This is a genomic window from Streptomyces sp. NPDC002446 (genome assembly GCF_053595675.1).
Genome location: NZ_JBSFYC010000037.1, coordinates 1 through 19,553, shown reverse-complemented (window position 1 = coordinate 19,553; position 19,553 = coordinate 1). Strand labels below are relative to the sequence as shown.

The window sequence follows — 19,553 nt, the reverse complement described above, 5'->3', positions numbered from 1 at the left end:
CATGAAGCAACTCACCTCGTTCCGGGCGGACTTCACCGCCTCCCTCGTCGTCTTCCTCGTGGCCGTTCCGCTCTGCGTCGGCGTGGCGGTCGCCTCCGGCGTACCGGCCGAGCTGGGCCTGGTCACCGGTATCGTCGGCGGACTGCTCACCGGTCTGCTCCCCGGCAGCAGCCTGCAGGTCAGCGGCCCGGCCGCCGGCCTGACGGTGCTGGTCTTCGAAGCCGTCAAGGAGTACGGCCTCGGCACGCTGGGCGCGCTGGTGCTGGCCGCCGGTGTACTGCAACTCGCCATGGGCGCCCTGAAGTTGGGGCGCTGGTTCCGCGCGATCTCGGTCGCCGTCGTCCAGGGCATGCTGGCCGGCATCGGCCTGGTGCTGATCGCCGGACAGCTCTACGCCCTCACCGACGCCAAGGCACCGGGCAGCGGACTGGCGAACATCGGCTCGCTGCCGGGCCTGGTCGCCGACACCGTGGGGTCCCGGACCGCGCTCTGTGCGCTCGCCGTCGGCACCGGCACCATCGCCGTCCTGGTGCTGTGGCCCCGCTGGCGGCGCGCCGCGCGGATCCTGCCCGCGCCGCTGGCCGCGGTGGCGCTCGCCACCCTCTCGGTCTGGGCGCTGGATCTGCCCGTCGCCCGCGTCAAGGTCAGCGGGCTGCTGGACGCGATCCAGCCGCCCGGCCTCACCGACCTGGGCAGGCTCGCCGACGTCGGGGTGCTGGGCACGGTCCTGGCCTTCGCGCTGATCGCGTCGGCCGAGTCCCTCTTCAGCGCCGCCGCGGTCGACCGGCTGCACGACGGGCCGAAGACCGACTACGACAAGGAGCTGATGGCCCAGGGGGCGGGCAATGCGGTGTGCGGTGTGCTCGGCGCGCTGCCGATGACCGCGGTCATCGTGCGCAGTGCCGCCAACGTCCACGCGGGCGCGAAGACCAAGGCCTCGCGGGTGCTGCACGGCGTATGGCTGCTGGTGTTCGCCGCGGCGTTCCCGGCCGCGCTGGGCGTGGTGCCGGTGGCCGCGCTGGCGGGTGTCCTGGTGTTCTCGGGCTGCAAGCTCATCCCGGTGCGCGAGCTGCGGCCGCTGTGGCGCGAGCACCGCGGTGAGGCCGTCGTGCTGCTGGTCACCGCCATCGCGATCGTCACGGTGAACATGTTCGAGGGCGTCCTCATCGGCCTGCTGATGGCCGTGGCGAAGACGGCCTGGGAGACCTCCCATGTCCACCTGGAGGTGCACACCCCGGACGACGCGGACGAGCCGGTGCTCGTACGGGCCGTCGGCAACGCCACCTTCCTGCGGCTGCCGAAGATCCTCGACCAGCTCGACGCCCTGCCCGCCGACCGCGACGTGGAGCTCGACCTGACCGGGCTGCGCCATCTGGACCATGCCTGTGGCGCGGCGCTGGCGAACTGGGAGGAGCAGCACCGCCGTAGCCGTGAGCCGGCGGAGCTGGTGTCCTGACCCGTCAGCTGATCCCTCGGGCCCTGTCCGCGGCACCTCCCGGTGCGGCGGACAGGGCCCGCTGCGTTGCTCAGCCGCGCTCCGCGTCCACCGTCGTCAGCCGCTCGTACGCCCCCGGGTCCCGGCGCCGGATGCGCAGCGCCACGGCGGTTCCGAGCGCGAAGGCGAGCGGCAGCGGCGACAGCAGCGCGAGGTTGACGCCCGTCGGCGCGTTCGTCAGCAGGTCGAAGTGGGCGCAGACCAGCACGATCAGTACGGCGAGACCGGCCGCGGCGACCAGGGGCGCGGCCCGCACCCGCCAGGCGGGCAGCCCGCGGCGGTCGTGGCGGAAGAACCCGAGGACGGCGACGGCGGCGAGCGCCTGCAGCAGCATGACGCCGAGGATCCCGGTGCCGTTGGTCCACAGGAAGGTCACGGCGTAGGGGTCCTGGCCGGTGAGGACCGTGGCGAGCACGACGAGCAGGGCGATCGCCGACTGGAGGAGGACGGCGGTGGCCGGGGATCCGCTGTGCGCGGTGACCGTGCCGAGGCGGCGGGGCAGCAGACCTTCGCGGCCCAGGGCGTAGAAGTAGCGGGCGGCGGCGTTGTGGAAGGCGAGGGTGGCGGCGAAGGCGCTGGTGACGATGAGGAGGTGCATGGCGTCGGCGGCCCAGGCCCCGGCGAACCGTCCGGTGGCGGCGAAGACCATCTCGGTGCCCGCGCTGCCGTTCGCGACCGTCTGGGCGCGGTCCGCCCCGTAGGCGTTGATGACCGTCCAGACCGTGAAGGTGTAGAAGAGCGCGAGGAATCCGACGGCCGTGTAGGTGGCGTACGGCACCGAGCGCTCGGGGCGGCGCGCCTCCTCCGCGTAGATCGCGGTGGCCTCGAAGCCGATGAACGCGCCGACGGCGAGCACGAACATCCCGCCGGCGCCCGCGGTGCCGAGGTGTTCCGGGGAGAGCGCGGCGAACTGCGGCCCGTCCGGCCCGCCGCCGTGGGCCCACACCGCGGCCTCGAAGACCAGCAGGATCAGCACCTCCAGCGCCAGCGCGACGCCGAGCACCTTGGCGCTGAGGGTGACCCTGCGGTAGCCGAGGACCGCGATGGCCACGAGGCCGGCCAGGGCCCAGGCCCACCACGGGACGGCCGCCCCGGTCAGGTCCCGGAACCCGGATGCGGTGAACCAGCCGAAGACCGCCAGCAGGCCGGCCTCGATGGCGTTGTACGACAGCACGGCCACATACGCCGAGCCGGCGCCGGCCGCCCGGCCGAGCCCGCGGCCGATGTACGCGTAGAACGCGCCGGCGTTGCGGACGTAGCGGCTCATCGCGGTGAAGCCGGCGGCGAAGACGATCAGCAGCAGCCCGGACAGGAGGTAGCCCAGCGGCGCCGCCCGGCCGGCCATGCCGATCGCCACCGGAGCGGCGCCGGCCATGACGGTCAGCGGGGCGGCCGCGGCCACCACGAAGAAGACCAGGTCACCGGTGCCGATGGCGTTCCGTTCGAGGGTGGTGCGGGCGGCGGACGGCTCGGCGGCGGGAGGGGTGGACCACTGGGTGCTCATCGGTGCTGACCGTAGGCGCGCCGCGGCCGCCGGGGAAGACCGCCGCGAACGGTGCGGTCGGGACACGTCGGCGGGGCGGGATGATTGCCTGTGCCTCGGTTGTTGAGTGAAGGTCATTGGTTGTTGAGTGAAGGTCAGACGGCCACCGGCGGGCGCCCCTGCTCCGGCGGTGATCGGAACCACACCGGCCAGCACATGAGTCCTGGCAGATGGGACGGACAGCATGCCTCTTCAGGGTGAGTACGAGCCGAGCCCGACGCAGTGGGTGCGCGAGCAGGTGGAGCTGTACGAGGGCTCCGGCGGCACGGAAGGCACCACGATGCGCGGAATGCCCGTCGTCCTCCTCACCACCCGGGGAGCGAAGAGCGGCAGGATCCGCAAGACCCCGCTGATGCGGGTGGAGCACGAAGGGACCTATGCGGCGGTGGCCTCCCTGGGCGGCGCGCCCCGGCACCCGGTCTGGTACCACAATGTCGTGGCGGACCCCCGGGTGGAACTCCAGGACGGGCCGGTGCGCCAGGACATGACGGCGCGTGAGGTGACCGGCGAGGAGAAGAGCCTGTGGTGGGAGCGCGCGGTCCGGGCGTACCCGGATTACGCCGACTACCAGCAGAAGACGGACCGGGTGATCCCGGTGTTCGTGCTGGAGCCGGCCGCCACGCCGCACGGCTGATCCTCAGAGCGTCACGAGCGAGACCTCGGTGGCCTTGACGCTGGTCCATACGGACACCCCGTCGGCGAGGCCGAGTTCCAGGGCGGCCGAGGGGGTGATTTCGGCCACCAGGTCGGGGGCCTGGGGCGAGGTGATGAGGACGCGTAGCCGGCTGCCCGCCGAGGTGATCTCCCGTACGGTCCCGGGCCAGACGTTGCGGGGGCTGCCCGCGGGCCTGTCGAGGTGTACGGACACGGCCTCGGGGGCGATGATCGCCAGCGCCCGGGAGCCCTTGGCGACGGGGTCGGCGACGACGAGGTGACCGCCGTCGGCGAGCGCGAGACCGTCGCCGGTCGCGGTGCCCGGCCAGGCGTTACGGCCCAGCATCCGGGCGACCCAGGGGGAGCGGGGATGGCGGGTGACCTCGGCGGGCGGGGCGTCCTGGAGGGCTCGTCCCTCGTCGAGGACGAGGACGCGGTCGGCGAGCGAGACCGCTTCGACCGGGTCATGGGTGACGATCAGACAGACGCCGCCGAAGTCCGCGAGATGGCTGCGCAGGGTGTGGCGGACATGGGCGCGGGTGGTCTGGTCGAGCGCAGCGAGCGGCTCGTCGAGCAGCAGCAGCCGGGGCCGGGCGGCGAGCGCCCTGGCCAGCGCGACGCGTTGGGCCTGGCCGCCGGAGAGCTGGGCGGGCCTGCGGTGCGCGAGGTGGCCCACGCCGAGCCGGTCGAGCCACTGCTGGGCGGTGCGGCGGGCCTCGGCGCGGGCGGTGCCGTGGGCCCGCAGCCCGTACGCGGTGTTGCTCAGGGCGCTCAGATGCGGGAAGAGCGCGCCGTCCTGGGGGACCCAGGCGACGCCGCGGCGGTGCGGAGGCAGCGTGGTGACGTCGCTGTCGCCGAGGCGCAGCGTGGCGCGGGCGCGCGGGGTGAGGCCGAGCAGGGCGCGCAGCAGGGTGGTCTTGCCCGCGCCGTTGGGCCCGACGACGGCGATGGTGGTGCCCGGTTCGGCGTCCAGGGTCAGCTGGTTGAAGCCGGTGAGATCGGCGTGCAGCGGCCAGCGTCCGGCGGGTGCGGCGGGCGGGACGGCGGGCGGTTCGCCGGCGGAGCCGGGCGCGTCCGGGAGGCCGGGGGTCGGGTCCTCGGCGGCCGGCCCGCCACGGGCCGTGCGGTCGGTGGCGGTGCCGCTCCAGCGGCCGCGCAGACAGACCAGTACGGCCATGGCGATGGCGAGCAGCAGCAGGGAGACCGAGGTGGCGGCCTCCGGCGAGTTCTGGAGCAGCAGATAGACCTGGAGCGGCAGGGTCTGGGTGGTGCCGGGCAGATTGCCGGCGAAGGTGATCGTGGCGCCGAACTCGCCGAGCGCGCGGGCCCAGGTCAGCGCGGCGCCGGCGGCGAGACCGGGGGCGACCATGGGGAGGGTGACCGTGCAGAAGACCCGTACGGGCGAGGCGCCGAGGGAGGCCGCGGTCTCCTCGTAACGGGGGCGCAGCCCGGCGAGGGTGCCCTCCAGGCTGATGACGAGAAACGGCATCGAGACGAACGTGGCGGCGACCACGGCGCCCGAGGTGTGGAACGGCAGCACGATGCCGAAGGTGTCCTCCAGCCAGGGCCCCAGGAGCCCGCGGCGGCCGAAGCCGAGCAGCAGGGCGACACCGCCGACGGTCGGCGGCAGCACCATCGGCAGCAGCACCAGTGAGCGCACCAGCGCCTTGCCGGGGAAGCGGACCCGGGCCAGCAGCCAGGCCAGCGGTACGCCCAGCAGCAGCGAGAGCCCCAGCGCCCAGAAGGAGACCACCAGGGACAGGCCGAGCGCCTCGGTGACACCCGGGCTGGTCAGGTGGGCGCCGATCTCGCTCCAGCTGGTCCGGGCGAGGACGCCGACGAGCGGCATCAGCAGGAACGCAATGGCGACGAGCGCGGGCACCGCCAGTGCGACGGGCGTGCGGGTGCCGGGCGTGCGGCGCCTGCCCACCGGGGGCGCGGCCGGGGTGCGAAGGCGTGTCATCGGGTGTTCCTGGGGTCGGGATCGCCGGGCCGGGCCCGGGTCTCGGGGCCGGGGGCCGGGGGCCGGGGTGGAACCGGCGGCGTGGGCAGGTGTCGTACGCCGGTGCGCACGGGACTGTCCGCTCCCCCGAGCCGGACAGGCCCGTGCGCACCGCGGCCCGTTACGGCTTCTGGAAGCCCGCCTGCCGCAGGATCTTCTGTGCCTCGGGCGTGCTCAGCCACTTCACGAACGCGGCCGCGGCCGCCTGGTGCGCGGAGGACTTCAGGGTCGCGGCCGGGTAGGAGGCGACGGCGTTCTGGGCGTCGGGGATGTCGATGGCGTCGACCTTCTTCGGCGCGGTGGCGGCGTCCGTCTTGTAGACGAGGCCGGCGTCGGCCTCGCCGAGCTCCACCTTGCTGAGGACGGCGCGGACGTTGGGCTCCTGGGAGACCGGCTTGACCTTGAGCTTCTGGGCCTCCAGCACCTGCTGGGAGTAGCGGCCGACCGGCACCTCGGGGGCGGCGAGAACGACCTTCAGCCCGCTGCCGGCGAGGTCCTTGAGGCCGGTGACCTTCTTCGGGTTGCCCTCGCCGGTCGCGATGACCAGGCGGTTCTTGGCGATCACGGTCGGGGTGCCGGTGTCGGCCCGGAGCCCGTCCATGGTCTTGGTGTCGGCGGTGACCAGGGCGTCGGCGGGTGCGTCCTGCTTGACCTGGGCGGCCAGTTCCTGGGAGCCGGCGAAGGAGAAGTTCACCTTGGTGCCCGGGTGGTCCTTCTCGTAGGCCGCGCCGGCCTTCTTGAAGACGTCGGTCAGCGACGAGGCGGCCAGCACGGTGAGTTCGGCCTTGGCGGCGCCGCCGCCGGACTTCCTGCCGCCGTCCTCCTTCGCGCCGCCGCCGTCGCCGCAGGCGGCGAGCGGGACGAGCAGGGCGGCGGTGACGATCGCGGCGGCGGCGCGGCGCGCGGTGACGAGCTGGGACATGTGGCGGACTCCTTGTGACACGGGACGGCGGACGCCGTCCGGGTGGAGGGGGAAGCCGCGCCGTGGACGGGCGACGCCGCTGGGGTGAGGCAGCCGATGTGGGGACGGCCGGTGGGGGCGGTGGATGCGGTCCGGTCGCGGTGCGGTGACGGGAAGGTGCCGCGGCCGCGGTGGGTCAGGTGCGGTCGATGTGCACGCTGGTGGACTTCACACGGGCGGTGGCCTGCATGCCGACCTCCAGGCCCAGTTCCTCCACCGCTTCCCGGGTCAGCAGGGACACCAGGCGGTGCGGACCGGCCTGGATCTCGACCTGGGCGGCGACATCGCCGAGGGTGACGGCGGTGACGATGCCCGGGAAGGCGTTGCGCGCGGAGGTGTACGAACCGTCGTCCTCACCGGTGCCGTGCTGTGCCACCTCGATGGAGAAGGCGGCCAGATCACGGCCGTCGATGAGCCGGCGGCCGCTGTCGTCGCGGTGGGTCGCGACCTTTCCGGCGTCGGCCCAGCGACGGGCGGTGTCCGGGCTGACGCCCAGCAGGCGCGCCGCCTGACCAATCGTGTAGGACTGCATGTGCGACAAGATATGCAGCTCACGCTCGCACCTGCAATCCTTCGGGCGAACCTGTATGGCAGATGCCAGGCGAGGAGCGGACCGCTTGGAGGAACGGACGAAGGACGGCGCCCGAGTGACCGCGCGCAGGCCGCACCGACGACTAGCGCACCGATGACTAGAGTTCCGGCCATCGGGCGATGAATCAGGGCATTTCACTCCGCCCGGCCGTGTGCACCGTCACCGTCCGCTTCCCCCCTGAGGTACTTCCATGAGCCTGAGCATCCGCAATCAGCTGACCGGCACCGTGCTCGCCGTCACCCCGGGCGAGGTCATGGCGACCGTCAGGGTCCGCCTGGAGGGCGGCCAGGAGATCACCGCCGCGATCACCCTGGAGGCGGTCGGGGAGCTCGGCATCGCGGCGGGCTCAACGGTGCGCACCCTGATCAAGTCCACCGAGGTCGCGCTGGCCACCGGCGCGGTCGGCGGCGTCAGCATCCGCAACCAGATCCCCGGCACGGTCACCGGAGTCACCACCGGTGGCGCGATGGCCGGCGTCAAGGTCGCGGTCGCGGGCGGCGAGTTGACCGCCGCGATCACCAAGGACGCCGTCGAGGACCTGGGCCTGACCGCCGGCTCCGAGGTCACCGCACTGATCAAGTCCACCGAGATCGCGCTCGCCGCCGCCTAACCGCGCCGCCCGTCCGATCCGCCGCTGAACCACGGGTACCACCCTCAGGCACGCTTCCACCTCGCCACTGTGAGGCAAAATCGGTCATCAGCGTGGCATATTCCAGGTTTACGATGCTGGCACCCGCATTCGCCTCGTGAATGCGAGGTGCCGGGGCTCGTCCCCGGCAGCCGCCCAAGGAGCCAGCACATGCACGTCCGAGATCTCCTCCAGGTCGAGTCGCTCGATCTGACCCTGCTGTGGGGCGACGGTGCCCTGCTCGACCGGGAAGTCCGCGGGGTCACCGCCACCGACATCGACACCGCGGACCCGGCGCGGTCCGTGCAGCCGGGCGATCTGGTGCTGAGCGGTCCGGGGTGGTGGGCGCCGGGCGACGACCGCGCCGAGGCCGACCGCTTCGTCTCGGCGCTGCACTCCGCCGGTGCCGCCGCGCTGCTGGCCGCCGCGGAGACGCCCGGCACGGTTCCCGACGCGCTCGTCGACTCCTGCCGCGCACACGGGATCGCGCTGGTCGGGGTGCCCGCGCACACCACCCTCCACACCCTCACCGGGGCGGTGCCCCCGCCCCGGCGGCGGGCGGCCGACGAGCTGATCGCGCTCGCCGCCGCCGACCCGGCCGACGGTGTGGCGCTCGACGCCGCGCTGCACGCCTGCGGGCTGCCCGCCACCGGCCCGTACCGGGTCGTGGTGGCCACGCTGGACGGCGAGGGGGGCGACCGCGCGGTGACCGCACTGACCGGGGCACTGCGGCACTCCCCCAGCTCCCCCGGCTCTCCCGGCTCCCCCGGCTCCCCCGGTTCCCCCCGTGGGCCGTTCGCGGCAGGTCTGCTGCCGGGCGGCGAGGCGGTCGCGATCGTCCCCACGACACCGGGCGCAGAGGAAGAAGGGGAGCGCGACTGGCGCCCGCAGGCACCGCTGCACGCCGGGGTCAGCGCCCTGGTGCCCACACCGGCGGGGCTCAACTCCGCGCTGGACCAAGCCCGTTACGCCCTGGCCGTGGCGCGCTCCGAAGCCCCGGGACGCGCCCGGGTGACCCGTGTCGACGACCTCACCACGATGGGGCCCCTGCTCGCCGGAGTCCCGGCCGATGTCCGCAGGGCCTTCAGCAGCCGGGTGCTGGGCCCGCTGGCGCACGGCGGCACCGCCTCGCACCGGATGCTGCTGGAGACGCTGGAGGCCTTCCTCGCGCAGCACGGGTCATGGGCGCGTACCGCCGAGACGCTCCAGCTGCATGTCAACACGGTGCACTACCGCATCCAGCGCATAGAGATGCTCACCGGCCGCGATCTGTCCCGGCTCGACCACAAACTGGATCTGCGGGCGGCGCTGCTGTGCCGCTGAGGGGGAGCCGCCCCGGCCCGGCTCCGCCCTTCCCCGGCCCGGTCCCCCGGGTGGCTCAACTCCGTTCGCCCGGCCGGTCGATGTGCACATGGGTGGACTTCACCCGGGCGGTGGCGGTCACCCCGACCTCGATCCCCAGCTGCTCGACCGCCTCCCGGCTGACGACCGACACCAGCCGGTGCGGCCCGGACTGGATCTCGACCTGGGCGATCACCTCGTCCATGGTCACCTTGGTGACGATCCCCGCGAACGAGTTCCGTACGGACGTCAGCGCCTCACCGGGCACCGGATGCAGACCGGCGGCGCGCTCCTTGGCGAACGCCGCCAGGCCCACGCCGTCGATCACGCGGTTCCCCGCGCCGTCCCGCTCCATGCGCAGCCGGCAGCCGTCGGCCCACCGGCGGACGGTCTCCGCGCTCACACCCAGCAGCCCGGCTGCCTGACCGATGCTGTACGTCGGCACCCTCGCACTCACCCTCGCACTCTAGGGGAGCGGGGGCGAAAACTCCCCGCCTGGTTTTTCCCGCCGCCACCCCCTCCCGCCTGGTTTTTCCCCACCCCCCTCCCGCCTGATTTTTTCCCACCGCCCACCCCCCTTCGGGGGGTGGGCGGGTCTGGAGGAGAAGGGGCACGGCGGGGAGGGGCGCGACGGAGAGGGGCACAGCGGGGAGGGACACCGCGGAGAGGGGCACAGCGGGGAGGGACACGGCGGAGAGGGGCACAGCGGGGAGGGGCGCAGACGAGAGGCCCGGACGAGGGGCCAGGCGAAGGGCCCAGGACCCGGACGAGGGGCCGAGGGGCCAGACGAAGGGCCAGGAGCCGGACGAAGGCCCCAGGGGCCGGGCGAAGGGCTCAAGGGGCCGGACGAGGAGCCCAGGGCCCGGACGTGATCCGCGTGCCGGGCGTCTCGGCGCCAGGCGGGAGTCTCGGCGCCAGAGCGGGCGTCTCGGCACCAGAGCGGCGTCTCGGCGCCAGAGCGGGCGTCCCGGCGCCAGAGCGGGCGTCCCGGCGCCAGGGCAGGCGTCTCGGGCGTCACAGCACCAAGGCGGGCGTCTCCGCGCCAGGCCCCCTCAGCCGCTGAGATGGCGCCCGAAGAACTCCAGTACGCGCTGCCAGGCCTGTTGCGCGACCTGTGGGTGGTAGCTGGGCCGGTTCACCGCGAAGAAGGCGTGCCCGGCGCCCTCGTACGTGTGGAACGCATGAACCTTGCCGTGTTTGCGCAGCTGGTTCTCCAGCTCCGCCGTCTCCGCCGGGGACGGGTGCTGGTCCTCGGCGCCGAAGAGGCCGAGCAGCGGGCAGCCGAGGTCCTTGGTCAGATGGACGATCGGTTCGACGGCGATCGGGAAGTCCGCGGGCGGACGGCCGGTGATGAAGGCCCCGTAGCAGTCCACGGCCGCCTGCAGGTCCAGGCTGCAGGCGGCCAGGAAGGACTGCCGACCGCCGGAGCAGTACCCGATGGTCCCCACGCGGTGGTTGGAGGAGGTGAGTCCGCGCAGGTAGCGGGCGGCCCCGGCGACGTCCCCGACCAGGCGGGCGTCGGGGACGCCGCCGCGCGCGCGGGCCACCGCGGCCGCCTCGTCCGGGTCGGCGCCGGGCGCCTCGCGGCTGTAGAGGTTGGGGCAGACGGCGGCGAAGCCCTCGGCGGCGAACCGGCGGGTGATCTCCTTGCTGCCGGTGTCGTAGCCGGGCATGTGGTGGATGACCACCACACCGCCGACCGGCCCGGGGACGAGCGGCCGGGCCGCGTACGCCTCGATGGGGTCGCCGCCGTGGCCGGTGAGGGTGACGGTCTCTGCCAGGAGTGCGTCGTACATGGGGTCCTTGCCCTTCCCTCGGTCGGTGGAGGTACCCGATCTTCCAGCGCCGGGAGCGCATCGTGCGGCAGGCGCTGCCGGTCGGGGGCCGCCCGATCTCGCGCGGTGGGCGAGGGCGGCGGCGGGCGGCGGGGACGGGGTGCGCCGCCGCCCGTACGTGCATCCGAACAGAGCAGGCCGGCACCCTGCCGGACCGGTCTCCTCACCCCGGAGGCGCCAATGGGTGCCTGCACCACACATTCCCCAAGGTGTCGTCAACTTTGCGCGAAGTGGAGGGAGTTGGGGATCCGCGGAGCCGTCGGACTCCTGACGCAGGGTCACACGGAATGGCTAATGTTCCGATTTTTCCCGTTGCGCCCTATAAATACCGATGCGAATCTGATATCCCATTCGCCAAAGGAGTTGATCACATGATTACTGATCGCACTGCGCCCGTTGAGACGGCCACCCTGGCCGCCGAGGTTGAGGGACTGCTCGAACCCGCCGAGGCCGACGGCGTCTTCCGCGACACCCGCGAGTGCGCAGGAGTGCTGCTGCTGGCAGCGCTGCTCCTGCTCTCGCCGCCCACCCCCCGGCCCAAGACTGACACTCGCTGAGGGGAAAAGCGTTGGCTGAACAGACGCAGGGAGCAGTCCCGCTGAGCGCTGTGATCGCCGATGCCGCAACTGGGGTCGCCCTCGCCCTGCGGGGTGAGGGCGACCCTTATGCGTTGTCCGGCATTCTGCGACAGGAGGACGCGCTGGGCCCAGCCGCCGTCCGGGTGCTCGGCGCCGATGCGCTCGCACCGTACGCGATGGAGCACCGGACGGCGCCCGTCGGCGCGGACGACGAAGCGGTGGTCCGGCAGGCGCTCGCGGCCTATCCACCAGGAGCCGATGCCTCACAGGTGTCGCTATGGAGCTACCGGGGCCTGGTCGAGGCCTCGCACGCGTTTCTGCCGGGAGGAGCCCAGCCCTGGCCGCCGGCGCCGGACGCCGACGCCGGCTGGGTCGGGCTCGACCCCTGGCCGAAGCTTTCCCACCAGGTGTCCCAGCTGGCGGCGCTCGCGCTGCCCAAACTGGGATCCGGCCTCGCCGAGCAACTGGCACCCCGTACCGACGATCTGGCCCGCGGCTTCGTCCGGGCGGTGCGCCGCCGGGACTGGCTGCAGGCGGCCGGGCTGGGCCGCTGGCTGGCCCGGCTTCCCGACGTACCGCTGACCCTGGGACTGGACAGCGGGCTGGCGTTCGTCCGCCAGATGGGCGGCGCCGACCCGCGGGTCGCGCTGCACGTCGTGGCCGCCCAGCGGTTCTACGGGAGGGGCTGGTGACCGCCGCCCCCAGCGATCCCGGGCTGCTGGACCGGATGGTCCTAGGCAGCCTGGGGTGGCTGGAGGGGGCGCGCGGGTTCTTCCGGCTGCCCCCGGACGTGACGACGGACGCCGATCCGAATCTGACCCTCAAACCCCTGGGCGAACTCGCCGAACTGACGCAGCTGATCGGGGTGCTGCACCCACGGGAGGACATCCGCCAGGCGGCCCGCGCCCTGTTCTCGTTCGCCTGGAACGAGACCCGGGACGGCGAGCTCTTCGCCGAGCTGGTCCGCGGAGAGCCGTTCGCCACCTATCCGGTGGAGCTCTACGGGATCTTCGCCCAGGCCGGACTGCGCCATGCCGAGGTCGACGGCCTGCTGCAGACGACCACGCGGCTGAGCGGCTGGCGGGTGGCGCGCCAGGATCACACCCGTACGCTCGGTGTGCTCAACGCGGAGCGGCGGATCGGGCTGCGGCAGCACGCCGACTTCGCCGCCGTGCTGGCCCAGACCGGGCTCGGCCGGCTGCCGGAGCCGTGGGCGCTGGACCGCAGGGCGGTCTACGGCGTGACCCATGACGTCTTCCACCTCACCGACTGGGGCCGCAACCGGCAGCGGATGTCCCTCGAACTCGCCAGCTATCTGCGGCTGTGGCTTCCCTCCTGGCTGGACACCTGGCTGGCGGAGGAGCTGTGGGACCTGGTGGGCGAGCTGCTGGCCGTGACGGCCTGTCTGCCGGCGGCGCCGTACGACCCGGTGGCCTGGCAGCGGCTCGCCGAAGCGCAGGCGGCCGACGGCAGCGTGCCCGAGACGGGCGCCGCGCCGTCGTCCGGCGACGCCGCCGAGGCGTTCCTCGCCTGCTACCACTCCACCCTGGTGACCGCGTTCGCCGCCACCCTCGCCCGGATCGCCGCAGACGAGGCCGAGCCCGGTCCGTCGGCCGGGGGCCCGGCGCAGGTGAGCGGGCGGACCCTGCGTGAAAGCGAGACAGCCCCGTGACCGTGACGGCCGCATCCCCCGCCCTGCTGCACGGTGTCGGCGACCGGGCCCTGTCCTGGCTCGACGAGCACCGTGAGCACTTCCGGCTGACCCCCGACGACTTCGTCACCAACGGCGCGGTCGCCGAACGGCTCAAGCCCATCGGGGAGCTGGCGATGAACATGCAGGTGCTGTTCCGGGAGGGCGTGGCCGGGTCCCGGCAGAAGCACCACGCCGGGCAGCTGCTGGACTTCGCCTGGCGCGAGCTGCTGGACGGCGGCAACGTACTGGCCCGCCTCCAGCACGACGAGCCGCTCTCCCCCGTACCGCTGGAGGTCTATGCGCCCTTCCACGAGCTGGGCCACCGCCATCCGGGGCTGGAGGCGATGGTGGGGGTCTGCCGGCGCACCGGCACCTGGACGGCGCTGGAGATGATGCCCAACCGGCGGCTCGGTGTGCTCAACGCGGAGCGCAAGCTGGGCCTCGCACCCAGCAGCGACTTCGAGCAGGCCGTGACCCGCACCTGGCTGGGGCAGCTGGCCGAACCCTGGACGGTGCAGCTGCACATCGCCTACGACATCACCCACACGGTCTTCCACCTCACCAACTGGGGCGAGTCCCCCGAGCACATTCCGCCGGCCATCGCCGACTACCTCACGCGGTATCTGCCGGCCTGGATGGACGACTGGGCGGACCTGGAGCACTGGGACCTGCTGGGCGAGCTCCTCGTGGTCGACGCCTGTCTGCCGCGGCCCTCGCTGGACGCGGGGCTGTGGGAGCGCTACGCCGCCGCGCAGTCGGCCTCCGGGGCGATGCCCGTCCAGCGCCGGATGCCCGAGGGGGACCCGGCGTACGTCTTCGACCAGGTCCACCACCCCACCCTGGTCGCCGCGTTCGCCTCCGCGATGGCCACCTCCCGGGCGATGTCCGCCGTCTGATGGGCCCGGTACGCGGTCCCGCGCTCGCCGAGCGCCTGGCGGAGGCGGTCACCCTGATCGACGCGCCGGACGTGGTGCTCGCGGTCACCCGGCGCGGCCTGCGCACCGTGCTCACCGGCGGCCGTGCCCTCACCCCGCCCACGCCCCGCCACGCGCTGCGCTACGAAGTGGGCTCGCTGTCGAAGACCTTCACCGTGCTGCTGCTGGCCGACCTGGCCCGGGCCGGGGTGCTGGCGCTGGACGATCCGCTCGCCGCGCATCTGCCGGACCTGCCGCTGCCGCACCCGCGCTCGCGGCGGATCTCCCTGCGGCACCTGGCCACCCACACCTCGGGGCTGCCGCGGATCCCCACCGACCTGATCCCCGGTGCCCTCATCCATCCGAACACCAGCGGGTACGCGACCTACGACACCGAGCGCCTGCTGCACACCTTCGCCCGGACCCGGCCCCGGAACCGTCCCGGCACCCGCTGGCGCTACTCCAACTTCGGGCTGGCGCTGCTCGGCCCGGCCATGGCCCAGGCCGCGGGCGCCGGCTACCCGGACCTGCTCACCGACCGTGTGCTGCGCCCGCTCGGGTTGAAGGACACCACCCTGGCCCCGGGGGCCACCGGCACCGACGCCATCGGCCACCGGGCGAACGGCGTGACGCCGGTGCGCAGCACCGACATGGGCGCCTTCGCCGCCGTCGGGTCGGTCCGCGCCACCCCGGGGGATCTGCTCGGCTACCTCGAAGCGCACCTCTCCCCCGAGGACACACCGCTGGTCCGGCCGCTGCGTGACGTCCAGGTCCCGCTGCTGCGCCGCGGCTGGCGGCACCGCAACACCCACACCCTGACGTGGTACCAGCACCCCGGACCGCGCGGCCCGCTGCTCTTCCATGTCGGGGCGACCTTCGGCCAGCAGGCGTTCCTCGGCTTCCACCCGGCGTCGCAGACCGGCCTGGCGGCGCTGGCCACCCGCCGCGGCCGCGCCTGCCGGATGATCACCACCGCCTACGAGCTGCTGTACGCGCTGGCCTGCGAGGCGGCCGGGTGAACCGGGGCGGCCGGCGGTCTCAGAGCTCGCCCGCCAGGACCCGGGCGAGCGAGACCTCGGGGCGTTCCTCGCCGGCCTTGTGGAAGACCTCCGCGTAGACGTCGTCGCCGAGCGCCGCGCGGGCCCGCTGCTCGCACTCCTCGCGTACCGCACGCAGTTCCGGGGTGCCGCGCTGGGGGTGCCCGACGGTGCGCCAGATGGCCTGGCCGATGCCGTAGACCCGGGCGGCGGCCGCACCGTCGCCCTTGGCCGCCAGCGCGGCCGCGAGCAGGTCCAGGCCGAGGGCGATCCCGAACGTGTCGCCGATGCTGTGCTTGGCGGCGAGCATGGCACGGGCGTGCGCTTCCGACTCCTCGGAGCGGCCCTGGAAGAGCGAGATCAGGGAGAGCTGGTAGTCGGTGTAGGAGCGGCTCCAGTGTTCGCCGCGCTGCACACAGCCGCGGCGCAGCGCGGTGGCCTCGGCGCGGGCCTCGTCGAGCTTGCCGAGGCAGGTCAGCGCGAAGATGCGCACGAGGTGGCAGCGCAGCCGTCCGGGCGAGTCGAACGGGCCGTCCGGCGGCGGTCCGAGGACCTGCTCGACGACGGTGTGCGCGGACATCGGCCGGCCGGCCATCAGATGGGTGAGGCCGATGAGGTGGCCGGCCTGCAGCACCTCCTCCGCGTCGTCGCCCGCCCGCGCCGCCTGGGCGCACTCCAGGCCCAGGGCGTCGGCCAGCGGCAGATCACCCTGCAGGAGGACGGCGATGCCCAGCGCCCACAGCGCCCGGGTGCGGGCCCGGCCCGGTCCGGGGTGCGCGGCGAGGGCGCGGGCCAGGTAGTCGCGGGCCTCGTGCAGATGGCCGCAGCAGCTCCAGAAGAAGCCGACCGAGGCGCCGAGCTCCTGGGCGCGCTCCGGGTCGGCGACCAGGAGGTGGTCCAGGGCGGTGCACAGATCGGCGTGGGCGTCGGCGATCCTGTGGTACCAGCGGACCTGTTCGGGGCCCAGCCAGCCCGGTTCCGCGCGGCGCCCGAAGTCGACGAAGTACCCGGCGTGCCGGTCCGCGAGGGCCGCCGTCTCGCCCAGTTCGCCGAGCCACAGCCGGCCGTACTCGCGCAGTGTGTCGAGCATGCGGTAGCGCGTGCCCTCGCGGGTGAGCACCGACTTGGCGGCGAGCCCGGCGAGTACGGTGCTCACCTCGTGCTCGGTGAGCGGCCCGCCGGCGCACACCGCGGCCGCCGACTCCTCGTCGAAGGTGCCCCGGAAGACGGAGAGCCGGGCCCACAGCAGCCGCTCCAGGGGTGTGCACAGCTCATGGCTCCAGCCGATGGCGCAGCGCAGCGTCCGGTGCCGCGGGAGCCGCGTCGGCGGGTCGCCGTCGAGGGCGTCGAAGCGGGAGGTGAGCCGCTCGGCGATGCGCTCCACGGAGCTGTTCGCGAGCTGGGCGCCGGCCAGCTCCAGGGCCAGCGGGATGCCTTCGAGGCGCCGGCAGATGGTCTCGGCGGCCGCCGCGTGCCGGGGGTCGGTGAGCCGCAGACCGGGTGCGGCAGCGCCGGCCCGTTCGGTGAGCAGGGCCAGCGCGTCGTTGTCGCCGGTGCAGGGCAGCGGGCCGATCTCGCGGGTCCACTCGCCGGCGAGGTCCATCGGCTGCCGGCTGGTGACCAGCACGGTCAGGTGCGGGGCGGCCGTGAGCAGGTCGCCGAGGAGGTCGCGGCAGGCGTCGACGAGGTGTTCGCACGAGTCCAGCACCAGCAGCAGCCGTTTGTCGGCGAGCCATGCGCACAGCGCCGCGGCGGGTGTGCGGGAGGTGTGGTCGGCCAGGCCGACGGCGTCGCAGACGGTGGACAGCAGCCGCCCGTCGTTGTGTAAGGGCCATAGCTCGGCCCATCGGACACCGTCGGGGAAGCGCGGTGCCGCCGCGCGGGCGACGCGTAGGGCGACCCGGGTCTTGCCCACCCCGCCGGGCCCGGTCAGGGTGACCAGCCGGTGCTCCGTCAACTCCTGGTCGATCTGCTGTAGTTCGCTCCGCCGACCGACGAAACTGGTCGACTCCTCGGGAATGCTGCACGCCACGAGCCCAGTTTGCCCCAGATTTGGCGAGGGTGGCGCAGGGTGGCGTGGGCGGCCGGGGGCGCGAAGTTGACGCCGGTGGGCGGGGCGGTGCCCGGTCAGGGCGTGACGATGGGGAAGGTGGGGTCCGGGGGGCTGAGGAGGCCGAGGAGCTGGTTGAGCGCCCCGGTCTCACCGTGCCGGTCGGCCTCGGCCGGACCGCGGCCGGTGAGGAGGTCGAGCAGCTGGGGCTTGGTGAGGGTGAGGGTCAGATCCGGGCCGCGGTCGTCGGACGGGGTGGGCGCGCCGGGTGAACTGAGGTGGGTCAGGGCCCCGTTGGAGAGCGTCAGGTGCCAGGTCCGCTCCTCGTCGGGGAGGTAGAGGTCGAGGGTGAGCCCGGTGGACCAGGCGCGCGGGCCGTCGATGCGGATGGCGAGCGAGTCGAGGAGCTGGTCGACGGTGCGGGCGCGGGCCAGGTCGCAGGTGGTGGTGGCCGGCAGCGGTTCGGCGAGGGTGCCGCGCAGTTCCATGGCGCCGGTGAGGTAGAAGTTGCGCCAGGTGCCGTTCTCGCAGCCGTGGCCCAGCCGTTCGTAGACGAGGGCCAGTTCGCGGCGGGCGCGGAGGTTCTTCGGGTCGGCGAAGACGGCGTGGTTGAGGAGGGTGGCGGCGAACCGCAGATCGCCTTCGGCGGCGTACTGCTTGCCCGCGTCCACGGTGGCCTCGACGCCTCCCAGGGTGTGCACATAGCGCTTGGCCTGCTCGGCCGGCGGGTGCTCCCACAGGTGCGCGGGGTTGCCGTCGAACCAGCCCAGGTAGCGCTGGTAGATCGCCTTGACGTTGTGGTTGAGCGAGCCGTAGTAGCCGTGGTGGGCCCAGGCCCGCTCCAGGTCCGGTGGCAGCCGCAGCTCCTCGGCGATCTCGGGGCCGGTGAGCCCCTGGTTGAGCAGCCGCAGGGTCTGGTCGTGCAGGTAGGCGTACAGGTCGCGCTGGTTGGCCAGCAGGGTCTTGATGCGGTCCTGGCCCCAGGTCGGCCAGTGGTGGGAGGCGAAGGCGACGTCCACGTCGTCGCCGAAGAGGGCGAGGGCCTCGCCCAGGTAGCGGGACCAGGCCCGGGCGTCGCGGACGGCGCCGCCGCGCAGCGTCAGGACGTTGTGCAGGGTGTGGGTGGCGTTCTCGGCCAGGCACAGCGCCCGGTGCGCCGGGAAGCAGAAGTTCATCTCGGCGGGCGCCTCGGTGTCCGGGGTGAGCTGGAAGACGAGGTGCACGCCGTCGACGATCTCCTCCTGGCCGGTGCTGGTGATGTCCACGGTCGGCGGGATCAGTGTCATGGTGCCGGTGGAGTGGGCGGCGCCCAGCCCGCAGCCGATCTGGCCGTCCGGCCCTTTGGGGAGCTCGGCGCCGTACATGTAGACGGCGCGCCGGGCCATCGCGGTCCCGGCGTAGATCTGCTCGCTGACCGCATGGGCGAGGAAGCCGGCGGGCGCGAGCACCGGTACGGGGTCCTGGCCGTGCGGCAGTACGCCGCGTGCGCCGCCGAAGTGATCTCCGTGCGGGTGGGTGTAGATCAGTGCGGAGACCGGCCGGTCGCCGCGGTGCTTGCGGTAGAGCTCCAGGGCCGCGGCGGCGGTCTCGGCGGAGCGGAGCGGGTCGATGACGACCACGCCGTGATCGCCCTCGACCAGCGTCATATGGGACAGGTCCAGACCGCGGGCCTGGTAGATACCGTCCGTGACCTCGTACAGGCCTTGGCGGCTCACCAGCCGGCCCTGGCGCCACAGGCTCTCGTGGGCGGTGTCGGGGCAGTTCTGGGCCAGGAAGCCGTAGGCCTCGGCGTCCCAGACCAGCCGGCCGTCGTCCATGGTGATCTCGGGCGGGTCGAGCCCGGCGATGAAGCCGCGGTCGGCGTCGGCGAAGTCTTCGTGATCATCCACGGGCACAGCGGTCACGGGACGCTCCCTCTCCAGGGCGGTCGGCCAGAGCCCCTACCCCTTGCACCCGATTATCCCAATTCGGGCGGCCGCCGCACACGTGACAGGGGCGGCGGCGGGCGGCGGCGGGCGGCGGCGGCCCGGGCCCCGTCCGCGGGCGGCTTCTCGTACGACACGGCGCGGCACCTCGGCGCCCAACAGCGTTACGGGCAGCGCTCGGCAGGGCACAACACGCAGGTGACGTGGCAGCCCCTAGATGATTGAGTCCGATGTCTTCAGTGGTCGTACGCGATCAGTGAGCGTTTGGCTGGTGTGCCTGCGGTCCAGTTGTGCCAGATGGCGGT

17 protein-coding genes are annotated in these 19,553 nt (G+C 73.4%); 9 read left to right on the top strand and 8 right to left on the bottom strand.

The window, feature by feature from the left end; translation table 11 throughout:
* Position 1: 1 nt before the first annotated feature.
* Positions 2-1,456, top strand: a complete 1,455-nt coding sequence (locus ACWD6P_RS21405; protein WP_451445718.1) for a SulP family inorganic anion transporter — start codon at positions 2-4, stop codon at positions 1,454-1,456.
* Positions 1,457-1,526: 70 nt separating this feature from the next.
* Here ACWD6P_RS21405 and ACWD6P_RS21400 read toward each other — a convergent pair whose 3' ends face one another.
* The gene (locus ACWD6P_RS21400; RefSeq protein WP_451445717.1) at positions 1,527-2,999 is read right to left on the bottom strand and encodes an APC family permease; all 1,473 of its coding nucleotides are present in this window, start codon (positions 2,997-2,999) and stop codon (positions 1,527-1,529) included.
* A gap of 223 nt (positions 3,000-3,222) precedes the next feature.
* Here ACWD6P_RS21400 and ACWD6P_RS21395 point away from each other — a divergent pair, with 223 nt between their 5' ends.
* Positions 3,223-3,672, top strand: a complete 450-nt coding sequence (locus ACWD6P_RS21395; RefSeq protein ID WP_451445716.1) for a nitroreductase family deazaflavin-dependent oxidoreductase — start codon at positions 3,223-3,225, stop codon at positions 3,670-3,672.
* Between the two features lie 3 nt (positions 3,673-3,675).
* Here ACWD6P_RS21395 and ACWD6P_RS21390 read toward each other — a convergent pair whose 3' ends face one another.
* The 3 genes from ACWD6P_RS21390 to ACWD6P_RS21380 form a co-directional block, all read right to left on the bottom strand.
* Positions 3,676-5,655 carry an ABC transporter permease gene (locus ACWD6P_RS21390; RefSeq protein WP_451445715.1) on the bottom strand — a complete coding sequence of 660 codons (1,980 nt, stop codon included), beginning with the start codon at positions 5,653-5,655 and terminating at the stop codon, positions 3,676-3,678.
* A gap of 160 nt (positions 5,656-5,815) precedes the next feature.
* Positions 5,816-6,616: a molybdate ABC transporter substrate-binding protein gene (gene modA, locus ACWD6P_RS21385; protein WP_451445714.1), complete on the bottom strand. Its 801-nt coding sequence runs from the start codon at positions 6,614-6,616 to the stop codon at positions 5,816-5,818.
* Positions 6,617-6,791: 175 nt separating this feature from the next.
* Complete coding sequence (locus ACWD6P_RS21380; protein WP_393493021.1) at positions 6,792-7,187, bottom strand: TOBE domain-containing protein; 396 nt, start codon at positions 7,185-7,187, stop codon at positions 6,792-6,794.
* Positions 7,188-7,437: 250 nt separating this feature from the next.
* On the opposite strand from ACWD6P_RS21380, the gene ACWD6P_RS21375 reads away from it, so the two are divergent.
* Positions 7,438-7,857, top strand: a complete 420-nt coding sequence (locus ACWD6P_RS21375) for a TOBE domain-containing protein (RefSeq protein ID WP_451445713.1) — start codon at positions 7,438-7,440, stop codon at positions 7,855-7,857.
* A gap of 189 nt (positions 7,858-8,046) precedes the next feature.
* On the top strand, positions 8,047-9,198 hold the full coding sequence (locus tag ACWD6P_RS21370) for a helix-turn-helix domain-containing protein (protein WP_451445712.1): 1,152 nt from the start codon (positions 8,047-8,049) through the stop codon (positions 9,196-9,198).
* Between the two features lie 55 nt (positions 9,199-9,253).
* Here ACWD6P_RS21370 and ACWD6P_RS21365 read toward each other — a convergent pair whose 3' ends face one another.
* Both ACWD6P_RS21365 and ACWD6P_RS21360 read right to left on the bottom strand, forming a co-directional pair.
* Entirely contained in the window at positions 9,254-9,661 is a 408-nt protein-coding gene (locus ACWD6P_RS21365) for a TOBE domain-containing protein (RefSeq protein WP_451445763.1), read from the bottom strand.
* Positions 9,662-10,268: 607 nt separating this feature from the next.
* Positions 10,269-11,012 carry a dienelactone hydrolase family protein gene (locus ACWD6P_RS21360; RefSeq protein ID WP_451445711.1) on the bottom strand — a complete coding sequence of 248 codons (744 nt, stop codon included), beginning with the start codon at positions 11,010-11,012 and terminating at the stop codon, positions 10,269-10,271.
* 410 nt (positions 11,013-11,422) lie between these two features.
* Here ACWD6P_RS21360 and ACWD6P_RS21355 point away from each other — a divergent pair, with 410 nt between their 5' ends.
* From ACWD6P_RS21355 to ACWD6P_RS21335, 5 genes are read left to right on the top strand one after another with little or no spacing between them, the layout of a single operon-like run.
* On the top strand, positions 11,423-11,608 hold the full coding sequence (locus tag ACWD6P_RS21355; protein ID WP_451445710.1) for a hypothetical protein: 186 nt from the start codon (positions 11,423-11,425) through the stop codon (positions 11,606-11,608).
* Positions 11,609-11,619: 11 nt separating this feature from the next.
* Complete coding sequence (locus ACWD6P_RS21350) at positions 11,620-12,321, top strand: hypothetical protein (protein ID WP_451445709.1); 702 nt, start codon at positions 11,620-11,622, stop codon at positions 12,319-12,321.
* Positions 12,318-13,301 (top strand): DUF6895 family protein, encoded by a 984-nt coding sequence (locus tag ACWD6P_RS21345; protein ID WP_451445708.1) that lies wholly within the window; start codon positions 12,318-12,320, stop codon positions 13,299-13,301. The genes ACWD6P_RS21350 and ACWD6P_RS21345 overlap by 4 nt, the downstream gene beginning before the upstream one ends.
* Positions 13,298-14,218 carry a DUF6895 family protein gene (locus ACWD6P_RS21340; protein WP_451445707.1) on the top strand — a complete coding sequence of 307 codons (921 nt, stop codon included), beginning with the start codon at positions 13,298-13,300 and terminating at the stop codon, positions 14,216-14,218. The genes ACWD6P_RS21345 and ACWD6P_RS21340 overlap by 4 nt, the downstream gene beginning before the upstream one ends.
* The gene (locus ACWD6P_RS21335; protein ID WP_451445706.1) at positions 14,218-15,255 is read left to right on the top strand and encodes a serine hydrolase domain-containing protein; all 1,038 of its coding nucleotides are present in this window, start codon (positions 14,218-14,220) and stop codon (positions 15,253-15,255) included. Before ACWD6P_RS21340 ends, ACWD6P_RS21335 begins: the two co-directional genes overlap by 1 nt.
* Before the next feature lie 19 nt (positions 15,256-15,274).
* On the opposite strand, the gene ACWD6P_RS21330 is transcribed toward ACWD6P_RS21335, so the two are convergent.
* Together ACWD6P_RS21330 and ACWD6P_RS21325 are read right to left on the bottom strand one after the other, a co-directional pair.
* Positions 15,275-17,305, bottom strand: a complete 2,031-nt coding sequence (locus ACWD6P_RS21330) for an ATP-binding protein (protein ID WP_451445705.1) — start codon at positions 17,303-17,305, stop codon at positions 15,275-15,277.
* A 95-nt stretch (positions 17,306-17,400) separates the two neighbouring features.
* Entirely contained in the window at positions 17,401-19,227 is a 1,827-nt protein-coding gene (locus ACWD6P_RS21325; protein WP_451445704.1) for an alkyl/aryl-sulfatase, read from the bottom strand.
* Between the last annotated feature and the right edge of the window lie 326 nt (positions 19,228-19,553).